This is a genomic window from Fibrella arboris, assembly GCF_041321095.1.
Lineage (GTDB): Bacteria > Bacteroidota > Bacteroidia > Cytophagales > Spirosomataceae > Fibrella > Fibrella arboris.
Window position 1 is genome coordinate 1 of record NZ_JBGGWE010000022.1, and the last position, 13,211, is coordinate 13,211.

Sequence of the window (13,211 nt, forward strand, 5' to 3'; positions counted from 1 at the left end):
TTCAGGTGCGCTGTTTACTCAACGTCTGGTCGGTAAGCAGCGCACCTGAAACCGCGCCGCCGCCTGAAACCTGAAACCTGAAACTTGACATTTCATGTATAAACTGATCTTCCTCTTCTTTCTTTCTGTTACAGCCTTTGCCCAAACCAGCCCTCCAGGTGGTGCTGTAACCCTGCAGCCGGGTGCCGGCACCGTGCAGCCAACGGGTACTAGCGCACCGGAAGCGGCCCCGGCTCCAGGTACGTCGACGGGCAACACACCCAACGCGGTTGATTTATCAGCGTCGGGTTTTCAACGTTTCAACGATCCCTTACTGGCCGATCTTATTCAGATGGGGTTAGCCAATAGCCCAAGCCTGAAAGCGGCGATCAGTCGAATTGAAGAGGCGCGGGGCCGGGTTCGGGTGGCCCAGTCATTTTTGCAGCCTTCTGTACGAAGCAGCGCGTTGATATCAACCCAAAGCTTATCAGAACATCGCCCGGTAGCTGTTCCGGTAGCGACCGATAAATTACCTCGCTTTCAACTCAATACGTTTCAACTCCTGCCCGTCGACGCCAGTTGGGAGTTGGATCTGTTCAAACGTATCCGCAGTGGTATTGTGCTGGCGCAACAGCAAACGCAGGCGTCTGAAGCCGATCTGCGTGCTTTCCGTTTGACACTCGCTTCCGACATTGCCCGCACCTATTACCTGATTCGCGCCAACGAAGCCGAACAAGCCGTTTTCCTGCGCAACAGTGCCATTCGCGATTCAACGCTGGGTATCGTGCGCGAACGGTTCCGGGTGGGCCTGGTCAACCAGCTCGATGTGCAACGGGCCGAAACAGATCTGGCTGGCCTTCGGGTGCAACTGATGGGCCTGCAACGTGCCCGTGCCGAACTGGTCAACGCCCTGGCGCAGCTGGTTGCCCAGGAACCGGCCACATTTGGCATCGACGCAGGTACGTTGCCGGCAACACTTCCGGTCTTTCCCTACGCCGCCATCACGCCCGATCTGCTCCGTCGCCGTCCCGATTTGCTGCAGGCCGACCGGGCCATTCAGATTGCCGGCGCACAGGTGGTGTTGCAACAGGCTAGTGTACAGCCACGAATCACTCTCGTTGGGTCGGGGGGGCTGCTTTCGGGCCAGCTAGGCTATACGTTTGTGCCCAGCAGCGCCACGTATTTGTTGGGCGTCAATGCGTCGGTACCGCTGTATGAAGGCCGGCGGAACCGGGAGAACGTCGCCTTGTCGCGTCAGCAGATGTCAACGAGTCAGCAAACGTACCTGCAGGCTTTTCAGGTAGCGCAACGTGAAGCCGAAACCGCCCTCGATAACCTCACGTACCTACGCCAGCAACTCGACCTGCAAAGCCAGACGCTCGTACTTGCCCGCCGCACTGAGCACTATAATCGCGAACTATACGTGAAAGGCCTGACCACGTACCTGGATGTGCTCGACGCACAACGGACAGTGCTGATCAATGAACAGCAATATGTTCAATTGCGGGGGCAGGAAGTACAATACCTGGTAGCATTGCTCAGGGCATTGGGCGGCGATTTTTAACTGACTTCGCCAGCATGTGTTCCACCTAATCGGGTTGCAAGTAAAATAGGGGCGCTTTTCTCTTTCGCAGGAAACCAATCCCTTTACAATCAACCGCTATGGCTTTTCACGATACAGATTCGCACTCGGGCGACCGTCGCCAGTTTCTCAAAACATCAGGCCTTTTTACGGGCAGTGCGCTGCTTTCCAGTTTACCATTCGGCTTATCGGCAGCGGCCAATCCCGGCTATCATACGTCAGTGGACGACACCATCAAGGTAGCCTTGATTGGCTGCGGAGGCCGGGGGAGGGGTGCCGCCATGCAGGCGCTCAATACCAAGCAGAACATCAAGATTGTAGCCATTGCCGATGCGTTTCAGGACCGGGTAGACATGGGCTATAAGACGCTAATGAGCAGGCCGGATGCCGCTCAGAAAATCGATCTGCCCAAAGAGCGTCAATTTGTTGGGCTGGATGCTTACAAGAAGGCCATTCCGCTGGCCGATGTAGTGATTCTGGCCACGCCACCGGGTTTCCGTCCCGGTCATTTCGAAGAGGCTGTGAAGCAGAACAAGCACATCTTCATGGAGAAACCGGTAGCTACCGATGCACCGGGTATCCGGCGGGTGCTGGCAGCCGCCGAAGAGGCGAAGAAAAAGAAGCTAAACGTGGTGGTAGGTCTACAGCGGCATTACCAGAGCAACTACCGCGAAGCCATGAAACGGATTCACGACGGAGCCATCGGCGATATTGTGGGCGGCAGCGTGTACTGGATCAGCGGGGGTGTCTGGAATAATCCTCGTCAGCCTAACCAGACAGAAATGGAATACCAGCTGCGGAACTGGTACTATTTCAACTGGTTATGTGGCGATCACATTACCGAGCAGCACGTGCACAACATCGACGTAGCCAACTGGGCCAAGCGCGGTTACCCTGTGTCGGCCCAAGGCACTGGCGGCCGTCAGGTACGTACCGGCAAAGAGTTTGGCGAGATTTTCGATCACCATACCGTCGATTTCGTCTATGCCGATGGCACGACGATCAACAGCCAATGCCGCCACTACGAAGGCACCTACAGTAAAGTAGACGAGCAATTCCTCGGCACAAAAGGCCGCATCGACTCGTTCAACGGCAACAAAACGATCCTGAAAGGGTACAACGGGCAGCAAATTTACGCCCACGCAAGCGCCAAAACGGACAGAGACCCCTACCAGGTCGAACATGACGAACTGTTCGAGGCTATTGCCAAGGGCCAGTACAAGTTCGCTGATGCCGAGAACGGTGCTAAAAGCACGATGACATCGATTCTGGGTCGAATGGCGACGTATTCAGGCAACCTGATCAAGTGGGACGACGCCATCAATTCGCAGATCAACCTATTCCCCGATACGGTGGCCTGGGACGCCAAGCCCAAAGTGCTCCCCAACGCCGACGGATTCTACCCCGTAGCCGTGCCGGGTAAGACGATTACGGTGTAAGTTTAAAAAAGGAGTAAAGGAGGAAGGGGAGAATGGAGGAAAGGGAGCTTCGCTAGTTTCAATCATTAGCGAAGCTCCCTTTCCTCCATTCTCCCCTTCCTCCTTTACTCCTTTTTTCATTCCCCTTCCCAGGCCGACGTCCAGTAATACCGCCGGAACAGCCAACCCGACGCCAGTAGATTCGCCGTAACCAGGGCCCAGAGCGGGATGCGGAACATGATGAGGAGGAAATAAGCGATCAGCATGATGTACACGACGGTCATGCTCCGGTCGGGCGTGCGGTGAACGCGAAACAGCAAACCCTGCTGCACGCTTAGCAAGCTCACGCCAAACGCCCAGGCACCGAGCGTCCGCCACGCGGGTTGGTCGACGGGGAGGTGATAGAGCAGGAGCAGGGCTTCGGGCAGGAGCAACAACGCAAACTGACCAACGTACCCAGCCCATCGCCGCCAGTCGGCTACTGGCATATTTCGGTAAATGGGCAGCCATTGATGCTCGAAACGATACTGTTCATACACGACCGTGGCATGGCCTAACCCCACCAGTAAAGCCCCGAGGCCAATCAACCGAAGGTCATAATCGGGTGTTCGGAAGAGGTTGATCTGGTAATGGTCGGTGGCGTAGAGCTTCAGAATACCAATCCAGACAAGGCCCGTTCCCAGTTTCGTGCGCCAGAACAACGTAGCCTGTTCGTTCACCAGATAGCGCAGGTAAAACAGACCATACGGCGTGCGAACGTACCTGCGGAGTTTAGTCACCCACGCCGCCCACCGGCTCACCGGGTTTGGATGATGCAGGGCGTATTCGCACCATGCCAGCCCCGCCACACCGATCAGTGATAGGCTTCCGACAATGGCTGCAATAGCCCAGCCCTGCTTTTCCTGTCTGGCAATACGACCAACAAACAGGGCATACCCTACCGCTGGCCCCATCAGCAGCAATTGCGCAATGCCCAGCCCGATCCATTTTTGCAGGGGCCTGAATAACCGCAGATGGAGCAACACATCGTACCGATTGATCATGCTGACAGCAAAACGCGTGGCTAGCAACGTATAGAGCAGCCAGATAGCTACGTAAACGGCCAGCACAACCACCGACGAAACGGCGTAGGTCGCCAGCGCAATGTGATCGCTACTTCGCATAAAGCCACCTGCCAGCAGCCCTGCCACCCATAATATACCCGCGTTCTGCCGATAGAAGGGATACACCAGCGTTTTGGTCAGAACAGTAATGGTTGATCGCATAATAGACTTTTAAGTGAGTTCTGTTGCTTCGCGCTAGTATGTGTGGCTTCGCGCACTATAGCGCGAAGCGGTTTGGAAACAATTTTCGCTCTACTCCGCCCGCGCCACCGTTTGATTCGCCACCTGCCAAACCGAATCGATGGGGAGTTGTGCTGTCTCCAGGGCCTGATGCGACGATAGCAGGAAATTCACGCCAGCCAGCCGGGCCCGCTCGATCAATTCGGCCACGGTTCGGGTAGCGGCCACATCGAGTGTAACCAGCGGCTCATCCAGCAAAATCAAGGTCGGCTGTCCTAGAAACGCCATGATCAGCGATGTTTTCTTCAGCATCCCGCTCGAATACGTACCCACGGGCGTATGCTGATACGTACCCACGCCAAACGCCTCGATCAACCCTTCAGCCTGCCCGGCGGGCGCTCGCTTGGCATCGGCCACCCATTTGATCAGTTCATGGGCCGTCAGGAAAGGCGGAAAGGTGGGCTCGGCTTCCGCATAGTTGACCTTCAGCCGATAGGCCACTATATCACGCCGACTGTCCAGTTCGTTCAGCATGACCGACCCTTCGTGCGGCAACATACCGGCAATAGAACGGAACAGCGTGGTTTTCCCGGCCCCGTTCGGGCCTTTCAGCCAATGAATACCATTGGACAGATGCCAGTCAGGAATCGTCAGGATGGGCCGTTCGCCATACGATTTCTGGAAATTGTGAAGATGAAGCATAGGGCGCAAAGATGAGTCGAGCTTTGATCTGTATAATCATTGATCGGATAAGCGGTGAAAATGAGCTATAACACAGAGGTTTTCCTGACTCCGTTGTCGCTTGCTTGTGGCGAGTGACGCTTATCTGTAGGGCCTCTGGCCCGTTGGTAGCTTTCACAAAACACATAGGCTAACCACTATAGTAATCTATGCCCGGGCCAGAGGCCCTACAGATAAGCGTCACTCGCCACAGGCAAGCGACAACGGGTGGTTACCAATCCGCTTACATCCCAAGACCCGCAAACATCCACTCAATCCGTGTTCCCATTTCTTTTCTCCACAATCCATACCCGCGCCTGCGGGAAACGGCGGTGTAATCGCTTTCGCTGACCGGGTGTAGCTACGCTGAATACCTTCGTGAGCGCGTCGGCATACGTACCGGTGGGCGCCTGCACGGTTGCCTGCACGAAATGGTGCAGACCCAGGCCGGTGCGCGGATCCATGATGTGCGAATACCGACGGCCATGAATATCCAGGTGTCGTTCTGTATCGCCAGAGGTTGTAATGGCAGCGTTACGGAGAAAAATAACAGAATCGGAGGCGGTCCCGGCTAGTCCGATACGCCAGCCTTCAGAACGGTCGGGTGGTGGATCGCCCGCCAGAATATCACCGCCCAGATCAAGCAGGAAAACGCGGATTCCATATTGATGAAGCACTTTTCGGGCTTCGTCGATGGCGAACCCCTGGCCAATGCCGCCTAGATCGAGCCGCATACCGGCCCTTTTTAGCTGTACCGATTGATTACCCGAATCCAGGTCAATGTATCGCCACGAAACGGCCCGTCGCGCCTTTCGTCGTTCACGAGCAGCCGGAAACTGACGCTGCCGCACCGCCCGCCGCCAAAGTTGCGAGAGCGGGCCAATTGTCGGGTCATACCGCCCGCCCGACTGTTGGGCAATGCGTTTGGCCTTTTGCAGCACATCAAACAACGTAGGCGAGACACGTACCCAGCGGTTTTGCCCACTCGTTGCCGACAATCGATTTAACTCCGACCCGTCGAGGTAGTCACTCATGATCTGGTTCAACGTATCCATTCTTGCCGAAACGGCTTCGTAGGTACGTTGTGCGGCTAGGCTATCTGTCGTATAAAGGGTGGTTGTGAACGTGGTCCCCATCAACCCACGATGAAAGCTGTATGGCTGGATGGTGGATATGTAGGGGCGGCCCACAGTGGCCGCCCGCTCTCGGCCCGACAGGGACGCCTGGACATGTCGTTCATTTCCCAGATGGTGAAATACCGGAAATATGCTGGCTTGGGCATGTTTATACGTTGTGTATTGGCGCGCAATTAATACGCGGCCCTGACGGTCCGAAAGCGGGCGGGCACGATGGCCCGCCCCTACATATCTACCATCTGGCAGCAAGAGTAACCACCGTGTACGCCCATCAACCGGCATAAAACACCAACTATTTCCACTAACCAGCAGAATGCCGACCATCGACAGTAACCAAACTTTCCCCAAAAAACGGAACGACATAGAATCAAACCCCCGGTAAATGCGTTTTCTACTTTGCAGATGGGGCATAGTTGCATGACACCAAAATTAGCCCCACTTTCGCGACCCGTTTTTTACTAACCACGAACAAATTCTTTATGCGCTGACCGCAGGGATGAAGACGTACTACGACCTGATTGACCAGACATTTGAATTCCCCACCTTGGAGTTCAACGTCGAGAACAACCACCTGTTGTTCAACAATGTACCGCTGATGGACATTGTAAAACAGTATGGCACCCCGCTTAAACTGACGTACCTGCCGAAGATTTCGGAACATATTGATCAGGCTAAGTCGCTGTTTAAGAACGCGATGAAGCGCTATAATTATAAAGGCAATTACACCTATTGCTATTGCACGAAGTCGTCGCACTTCCGGTTCGTGCTCGACGAGGTATTGAAGAATAACGTTCACCTTGAAACGTCGTCGGCCTTTGATATTCCCATTATCCGGGAGTTGTACCGGAGCGGAAAGATCAATAAGAGCACGTATATCATCTGCAACGGCTACAAACGGCCGCTCTACACGCAGTATATCAGCGAACTGATCAACGAAGGCTTCAACGTATTTCCGATTCTGGATAACCTCAAGGAAATTGAGGCGTATGAGGAGTCGGTAACGGCCGAATCGGTCAATCTTGGCATCCGAATTGCAACGGATGAAGAACCAAACTTCGCGTTCTATACATCGCGGCTTGGTATTCGGTATAGCGACATCAACGAGCTGTACAAGAGCAAGATTCAGAACAGCAGCAAATTCAAACTGAAAATGCTGCATTTCTTCATCAATACGGGCGTGAAAGACAGCGCGTATTACTGGAGCGAACTGAGCCGGTTCATGTACAAATACTGCGAATTGCGGAAAATCTGCCCGGACCTCGACAGCATCGATATCGGCGGCGGACTACCCATCCAGACCTCGTTCCAGTTCTCGTACGACTACCAGGCCATGATTGACCAGATCGTGGAGTCGATTCAGTGGATCTGCAACAAGAACAACGTACCTGTTCCGCACATTTTCACCGAGTTCGGGTCGTATACGGTAGGGGAGAGCGGCGCCGTTATTTATAAAGTGATCGACCAGAAGCTTCAGAACGACAAGGAGTTGTGGTACATGATCGACGGTTCGTTCATTACGCAACTGCCCGATTCGTGGGGTTTGGGGCAGAAGTACATCATGCTGTCGGTGAATAACTGGGATAATCCGTACCAGAAAGTAAATTTGGGCGGGCTGACCTGCGATTCGCACGATTTTTATAATACCGAAGTACACTCGGCTGACCTTTATCTGCCTATTTTCGATCAGGAAACGGAAGATCAGTATGTGGGCCTGTTCCACACGGGTGCGTATCAGGAATCGCTTGGCGGGTATGGCGGCATTCAGCACTGTCTGATTCCGGCGCCGCAACACGTCATTGTCGACAAAGATGAGGAAGGCAATCTCCGCACGCGCCTGTTTGCGCCGGAGCAGCACAGCGAGTCGATGTTGAAAATATTGGGCTACACGCCCAGCAATTTACCGCAGCCAACTGAACTGGAAGCGGCACAGGCAGCTGAAGAAGCAGAGGAAATCGCCGACTTACAGCCTGAATTAGTGAAAGAGGAAAATTAACCCAATCAAACGCATGAAAAAGGTAGTGATGTTGGCGAGTGCTGTTCTGCTGCTGTCGATGGGTGCCTGCGCCCGCAAAGGCGTTTGCCCGGCCTACGGAAGCACCAAGCAAGTCAAGCCCGCCGTATCGCGGGCAGCGTAAGTGCTTACAAACACAAAAAGGTGGCTGGAATTGGTCCAGCCACCTTTTTGTGTTTGTAAGCACTTATAATCAAATGCCCTTTTTCTTGATGAGCTTTCTGATCATCAGAAAGAAACCAGCTACTTCCAGCAAAATTCCGAAGCACATCAGTGAACGGGAAACTGCTGCGTTGGCGGGCGTGATGAAGAGGTAGACGCCACCAAGTGCGATCAGCATGCCGATTAAGAAAAGGTATTTTGCCATGACTGCGTATGCTCTTATGCGCCCATTGTTTGAAGGCAAGGTAAACAATTTCACGAATACGCACCATTTAGGTACCAACGTTTAGCCTACTTACTGGCTCAATCAAAATCAGTATGCATGCATACTATTTTTGAAAATTTCGTAGTTTTGTCTTACTGAACAACCAGCTGTTGGTCAGGCGACATCCGCTATGAAGAAAGAGAAAACCGTTGATTTTCACCTGAAGTGGGGCTGGCACGCCATCTCACGGATGTACAATGGCTACGCCGCCCGGTTCGATCTTACCATGGCGACTGGGTACGTGCTGCTGAACATCGACGCCGAGCAGGGCACACCCGCCACCAAGATTGGCCCGCTGCTGGGCATGGAGCCGCGTAGCCTGGTCAGGATGCTGAAAACGCTGGAGGAGCGCGACCTCATCCGGCGCGAAACCGATAAGTCAGACAAGCGGTTCGTGCGTATTTACCTCACCGAAGAAGGTAAAGCCAAGCGCGAAATGGCCCGCGAAGGGGTGATCGAATTCAACAAGATGGTCCGCGAGAAAATCCCGCTCGATAAGCTGGTCGTTTTCTTCGATGTCATCAAGGAGATCAACCTGATTGTAGAGGAAGAAAACAACAAGCTGAAAGCCACCAACGCCCCAATCGAAGACGTTTTATAAACGTTACCTCTTCCATGCAACCAACGTACCCCGTTATCGCCCAGCCACTTTTAGACCGCTTTGTTGGTCTGATGCAGGTGGCGAACGCGTTTTACCGGGGTAATGCAGCCAATCCAGCCAAGACGATGGACATATCGCAGAGCGACGTACAGAGCCTTTTCCAAAGCCTGAACCGGTTTGGGGTTCACTATTTGCTGGTTGGGGGCATGGCTAATATTGTTCACGGCTATATCCGGGCGACAGAAGACCTTGATTTGTGGATCAGGGTCGGCGATGCCAATAAAGCAAGTCTCGTGCAGGCACTGGCCGAAAACAACGTGGCAGGTGCTGAATTGCTGATGAACGTCCCTCTTCTGTTCGGATGGTCGACAGTGACCGTTGGTAAACAGGGCTTTACATTGGATATGGGCCATTCGCTGAAAGCATTTGCCGATACTGATTTCGATGCCTGCTACGCTCGTGCCCGCGACGCCACGTTCGATGAGGTCCCGTTCAAAGTCATTCACCTGAACGATCTGATCACGGAAAAAAAAGCCACTGGTCGCCCCAAAGATCTCGGCGATGTTGATGAGTTAAGCAAATTAGTATAGCCTCTAAAGCCATGACTTGGAAGAAAACAGTGTATGTTGACAATCAGCAGATTACTCTTGACTTACCTGCTTCATTTCGCAGTAAGCGGGTTACGGTTGTCGTAGAAGATATAGCTGATGAACGTGAGGCAAAGCTCAAACTGATGCAAGAAGCGGCGGTTGATCCACTGTATCAGGCGGACATGGCTGATGTGCAAAACGATTTTCAGGCTATAGACGGCGAGACGTTGTAACATGCAAAAATGGCACGTATATCGGGCAAGCCTCGATCCGGTTGTCGGCTCTGAACAGGGCAAGTCAAGACCTGTGTTGGTAATCAGTGAAGATGCTATCAATGAGTTACTGAACGTAGTAAATGTCTGGCCAATCACTACGCGCAAACCCAACCGTCGTATTTATCCAAATGAAGTAGTAGTACCAGCCGACACAGTTGGTTTGCCTAACGAGCCGATCATCCTATCTTATCAGATTCGTACCATCGATAAGGTCCGGTTGACACTCAAATACGGTGAATTAGCTGACACAGCTAAGCAGGACGAAGTGTATGCTTCGCTCTGCTTTCAATTAGGCATCGACCGATAACCTATTCAATATTCCCTTCTCATGGAAGCAACACTCGAAAAACCCAAAACAACCCAGAAGAACCGTAGCATCCGGCGTGTAGCCGTGCTGGGTTCGGGCATCATGGGGTCGCGCATTGCGGCTCACTTCGCCAATATCGGCCTCGACGTTCTCTTGCTCGATATGGTTCCGCGCGAACCCAACGCCGCCGAAGCCGCCAAGGGCCTGACCACCGACAGCCCCGCCGTGCGCAACCGGATGGTAGGCGACGCCTGGCAAACGATGCTGAAAGCCACGCCCGCCTCGCTTTATAGCCCCAAGTTCGCCGACCGGGTGAAGCTGGGCAACTTCGACGATAACCTGAAAGACATTGCCACCTACGATTGGGTGATCGAGGTCATCGTGGAGCGGCTCGACATCAAACGGTCGCTGTACGAGCGCGTAGAGCAGTTCCGCAAGCCAGGTACGTTGATTACCAGCAACACGTCGGGTATTCCGATGCATCTGCTGACCGAAGGCCGTAGCGAGGATTTCCGGCGGCATTTCTGCGGCACGCACTTCTTCAACCCGCCACGTTACCTGCGTTTGCTCGAGATCATCCCCGGCCCCGACACAGACCCCGCCATCGTGGATTTCCTGATGAGCTACGGCGATCTGTACCTGGGCAAAACCACCGTTCTCTGCAAAGACACGCCCGGCTTCATTGCCAACCGGCTCGGTATCTACGCCATGGTGCAGACCATCCGCGTGGCCGAAGAGATGGGCCTCAGCGTGGAGGAAGTGGATAAGCTGACGGGTCCGGTGGTTGGTCGGCCCAAGTCAGGTACGTTCCGGCTGTCGGATGTGGTGGGGCTGGATACGACCGTCAACGTGGCGAGTAACCTGGTGAAGCTGGAATATGACGAGTCGCATAAGGCATTTGAACTGCCGTCGGTGATGCAGAAGCTGAGCGATAACAAATGGCTCGGCGACAAAACCGGACAGGGTTTCTACAAGAAGACAAAAGACGAGAAAGGCAAAACGGTCATTCTGGCCCTGAACCTGAAGACGTTTGCCTACGAACCGTCGCAGAAAGTAAAATTCGCGACCCTCGAAAGCACCAAAGCCATCGACAGCCTGCGGAAACGGTTTTCGGTCCTGCTGGCGGGTACCGACAAAGCGGGCGAGTTCTACCGCCGCACGTTCTCCGATGCGTTCCAGTACGCTACGAACCGCATCCCCGAAGTAGCCGACGAACTCTACAAAATCGATGAGGCCATTAAAGCGGGCTTTGGCTGGCAGATGGGCCTGTTCGAGACCTGGGACGCCATTGGCCTGCAGGCCGGTATCGACATGATGGAAAAGCTGGGCACGAAACCGGCCCAGTGGGTCTACGACATGGCCGCCAGTGGTGCAACTAGTTTCTACAAGACCTCGACAGGCAAGAAGCAGTACTATGACATCGCCACGAAGTCGTATAGGACCATTCCGGGCACCGAGTCGTTCATCCTTCTCGAAAGCCTGAGCGATAACGTGATCTGGAAAAATGCCGGTTCGGCCATTTACGACCTGGGCGATGGCATTATCAACCTCGAGTTCCGCTCGAAGATGAACACTTTCGGAGCCGAGGTGATCGAAGGATTGAACAAAGCTATCGCGCTGGCCGAGAAGGACTTCCGGGGCCTGGTGATCGGTAACGAATCGACGGAGGCGTTTTCGGCGGGCGCCAACCTGGCAACGCTGTTCATGTTTGCCCTGGAGCAGGAATACGACGAGATCAACCTGATGATCTCGCAGTTCCAGCAAACCATGATGCGGGCGCGGTATTCGTCGATCCCGGTGGTGGGTGCGCCTCACTCGCTGGCGCTGGGCGGTGGGTGCGAGATCAATCTGCACTGCGACCGCGTGGTGGCCCATTCGGAAACCTACATGGGTCTGGTGGAAGTGGGCGTCGGCCTGATTCCGGCGGGTGGCGGCACCAAAGAAATGGCCGCCCGCTGCTCGGACCTCTACCAAACCGGCGACCCGGAACTGAATATCCTGCAAGCCGCCTACATGAACATCGCGACGGCGAAAGTGTCGACCTCGGCGCAGGAGGCCCGCGAGATGAACTACCTGTTGCCCTCGGCGCAGATTGTGCTGAACCGTAGCCGTCAGATCGCCGAAGCCAAACAGGTGGCCATTGAACTGGCCGAAAACGGTTACACGCAGCCCAAACCCCGCACCGACATCAAGGTTCAGGGCAAAACCGGCATCGCGCTGTTCAAAGCAGGTATCACCGCCATGAAAATGGGCCGGTTTATCTCGGACCACGATCTGAAAATTGCCGATAAGCTGGCCTACGTCATCTGCGGTGGCGACCTGAGTTCACCCCAGAACGTGACGGAGAAGTATCTCCTCGACCTGGAGCGCGAAGCCTTCCTGTCACTAACCGGCGAGAAGAAAACCCTGGAGCGCATTCAGAGCTTACTCCAAGGCGGCAAGCCGTTGCGGAATTGAGGAATTTTGACAGCTAATTCAGCGTAATTTAATCTGTCAAGTAACTTTCAAAAATTACTATTGATAGTAATTTTTGAAAGTTACTTGACAGTCATTTATATTTGTGCTAATAGTTTGACAAAAGCCCCCTGTTCCTTAAAACAGAGGGCTTTCGGTAAGCGGTGGCGGCTTACGATTGTCGATGGTGTGACATCAACATATCGAAAGCAGTTCGTACCAGCGTTGCGAGCATATTGAACGCAGGCTGGTACTTTTTAAGCCAACTTAGAATTCGACGTTCTAAGCTGCGCTTGTTTTGCTTCTCAATAATTGTAGTTATGGTTAAAGTGAAACGAATAATGCGCTCCACAATCGTGAAGCGATAGAAAAGGGCTGCGTCAACAGCCCTTTTTCTGTTTGCAAGATAACAACAGTAACTTGTTAGT

The 13,211-nt window shown here is 53.8% G+C and carries 14 protein-coding genes; 10 read left to right on the forward strand and 4 right to left on the reverse strand.

What is annotated here, in order from left to right:
- The first annotated feature begins 94 nt into the window (after positions 1-94).
- Both ACAW75_RS25075 and ACAW75_RS25080 read left to right on the forward strand, forming a co-directional pair.
- A complete protein-coding gene (locus ACAW75_RS25075) occupies positions 95-1,543 on the forward strand; it encodes an efflux transporter outer membrane subunit (RefSeq protein WP_370731532.1) in 1,449 nt (482 codons plus the stop codon).
- A 98-nt stretch (positions 1,544-1,641) separates the two neighbouring features.
- Entirely contained in the window at positions 1,642-3,000 is a 1,359-nt protein-coding gene (locus tag ACAW75_RS25080; protein WP_370731533.1) for a Gfo/Idh/MocA family protein, read from the forward strand.
- Between the two features lie 116 nt (positions 3,001-3,116).
- Here the strand turns inward: ACAW75_RS25080 and ACAW75_RS25085 are convergent, their stop codons facing one another.
- The 3 genes from ACAW75_RS25085 to ACAW75_RS25095 form a co-directional block, all read right to left on the reverse strand.
- Positions 3,117-4,244, reverse strand: a complete 1,128-nt coding sequence (locus ACAW75_RS25085; protein WP_370731534.1) for a hypothetical protein — start codon at positions 4,242-4,244, stop codon at positions 3,117-3,119.
- A gap of 90 nt (positions 4,245-4,334) precedes the next feature.
- Complete coding sequence (locus ACAW75_RS25090; RefSeq protein WP_370731535.1) at positions 4,335-4,964, reverse strand: ABC transporter ATP-binding protein; 630 nt, start codon at positions 4,962-4,964, stop codon at positions 4,335-4,337.
- A gap of 290 nt (positions 4,965-5,254) precedes the next feature.
- Positions 5,255-6,118 carry an FAD:protein FMN transferase gene (locus ACAW75_RS25095; protein ID WP_370731536.1) on the reverse strand — a complete coding sequence of 288 codons (864 nt, stop codon included), beginning with the start codon at positions 6,116-6,118 and terminating at the stop codon, positions 5,255-5,257.
- Positions 6,119-6,127: 9 nt separating this feature from the next.
- On the opposite strand from ACAW75_RS25095, the gene ACAW75_RS25100 reads away from it, so the two are divergent.
- The 3 genes from ACAW75_RS25100 to ACAW75_RS25110 all read left to right on the forward strand — a co-directional run bounded on the left by ACAW75_RS25100 (position 6,128) and on the right by ACAW75_RS25110 (position 8,253).
- Complete coding sequence (locus ACAW75_RS25100; RefSeq protein WP_370731537.1) at positions 6,128-6,295, forward strand: hypothetical protein; 168 nt, start codon at positions 6,128-6,130, stop codon at positions 6,293-6,295.
- A gap of 319 nt (positions 6,296-6,614) precedes the next feature.
- Positions 6,615-8,111 carry a type III PLP-dependent enzyme domain-containing protein gene (locus ACAW75_RS25105; RefSeq protein ID WP_370731538.1) on the forward strand — a complete coding sequence of 499 codons (1,497 nt, stop codon included), beginning with the start codon at positions 6,615-6,617 and terminating at the stop codon, positions 8,109-8,111.
- A gap of 13 nt (positions 8,112-8,124) precedes the next feature.
- A complete protein-coding gene (locus ACAW75_RS25110; protein ID WP_370731539.1) occupies positions 8,125-8,253 on the forward strand; it encodes a hypothetical protein in 129 nt (42 codons plus the stop codon).
- A 69-nt stretch (positions 8,254-8,322) separates the two neighbouring features.
- Here the strand turns inward: ACAW75_RS25110 and ACAW75_RS25115 are convergent, their stop codons facing one another.
- A complete protein-coding gene (locus tag ACAW75_RS25115; protein ID WP_370731540.1) occupies positions 8,323-8,496 on the reverse strand; it encodes a hypothetical protein in 174 nt (57 codons plus the stop codon).
- Between the two features lie 190 nt (positions 8,497-8,686).
- Here ACAW75_RS25115 and ACAW75_RS25120 point away from each other — a divergent pair, with 190 nt between their 5' ends.
- From ACAW75_RS25120 to ACAW75_RS25140, 5 genes are read left to right on the forward strand one after another with little or no spacing between them, the layout of a single operon-like run.
- On the forward strand, positions 8,687-9,157 hold the full coding sequence (locus tag ACAW75_RS25120) for a MarR family winged helix-turn-helix transcriptional regulator (protein WP_370731541.1): 471 nt from the start codon (positions 8,687-8,689) through the stop codon (positions 9,155-9,157).
- A gap of 14 nt (positions 9,158-9,171) precedes the next feature.
- A complete protein-coding gene (locus ACAW75_RS25125) occupies positions 9,172-9,747 on the forward strand; it encodes a hypothetical protein (RefSeq protein ID WP_370731542.1) in 576 nt (191 codons plus the stop codon).
- A gap of 11 nt (positions 9,748-9,758) precedes the next feature.
- A complete protein-coding gene (locus tag ACAW75_RS25130) occupies positions 9,759-9,980 on the forward strand; it encodes a hypothetical protein (RefSeq protein ID WP_370731543.1) in 222 nt (73 codons plus the stop codon).
- A gap of 1 nt (position 9,981) precedes the next feature.
- Positions 9,982-10,329 carry a type II toxin-antitoxin system PemK/MazF family toxin gene (locus tag ACAW75_RS25135; RefSeq protein ID WP_370731544.1) on the forward strand — a complete coding sequence of 116 codons (348 nt, stop codon included), beginning with the start codon at positions 9,982-9,984 and terminating at the stop codon, positions 10,327-10,329.
- Positions 10,330-10,350: 21 nt separating this feature from the next.
- Positions 10,351-12,786 (forward strand): 3-hydroxyacyl-CoA dehydrogenase/enoyl-CoA hydratase family protein, encoded by a 2,436-nt coding sequence (locus tag ACAW75_RS25140; protein WP_370731545.1) that lies wholly within the window; start codon positions 10,351-10,353, stop codon positions 12,784-12,786.
- The last annotated feature ends 425 nt before the right edge of the window (positions 12,787-13,211 follow it).

Coding starts and splice junctions, on each gene's coding strand:
- ACAW75_RS25075 (WP_370731532.1), top strand. CDS start 95: ATGTATAAACTGATCTTCCTCTTCTTTCTTTCTGTTACAGCCTTTGCC.
- ACAW75_RS25115 (WP_370731540.1), bottom strand. CDS start 8,496: ATGGCAAAATACCTTTTCTTAATCGGCATGCTGATCGCACTTGGTGGC.
- ACAW75_RS25140 (WP_370731545.1), top strand. CDS start 10,351: ATGGAAGCAACACTCGAAAAACCCAAAACAACCCAGAAGAACCGTAGC.
- ACAW75_RS25105 (WP_370731538.1), top strand. CDS start 6,615: ATGAAGACGTACTACGACCTGATTGACCAGACATTTGAATTCCCCACC.
- ACAW75_RS25130 (WP_370731543.1), top strand. CDS start 9,759: ATGACTTGGAAGAAAACAGTGTATGTTGACAATCAGCAGATTACTCTT.
- ACAW75_RS25090 (WP_370731535.1), bottom strand. CDS start 4,964: ATGCTTCATCTTCACAATTTCCAGAAATCGTATGGCGAACGGCCCATC.
- ACAW75_RS25095 (WP_370731536.1), bottom strand. CDS start 6,118: ATGGGGACCACGTTCACAACCACCCTTTATACGACAGATAGCCTAGCC.
- ACAW75_RS25100 (WP_370731537.1), top strand. CDS start 6,128: ATGAAAGCTGTATGGCTGGATGGTGGATATGTAGGGGCGGCCCACAGT.
- ACAW75_RS25110 (WP_370731539.1), top strand. CDS start 8,125: ATGAAAAAGGTAGTGATGTTGGCGAGTGCTGTTCTGCTGCTGTCGATG.
- ACAW75_RS25135 (WP_370731544.1), top strand. CDS start 9,982: ATGCAAAAATGGCACGTATATCGGGCAAGCCTCGATCCGGTTGTCGGC.
- ACAW75_RS25085 (WP_370731534.1), bottom strand. CDS start 4,244: ATGCGATCAACCATTACTGTTCTGACCAAAACGCTGGTGTATCCCTTC.
- ACAW75_RS25125 (WP_370731542.1), top strand. CDS start 9,172: ATGCAACCAACGTACCCCGTTATCGCCCAGCCACTTTTAGACCGCTTT.
- ACAW75_RS25120 (WP_370731541.1), top strand. CDS start 8,687: ATGAAGAAAGAGAAAACCGTTGATTTTCACCTGAAGTGGGGCTGGCAC.
- ACAW75_RS25080 (WP_370731533.1), top strand. CDS start 1,642: ATGGCTTTTCACGATACAGATTCGCACTCGGGCGACCGTCGCCAGTTT.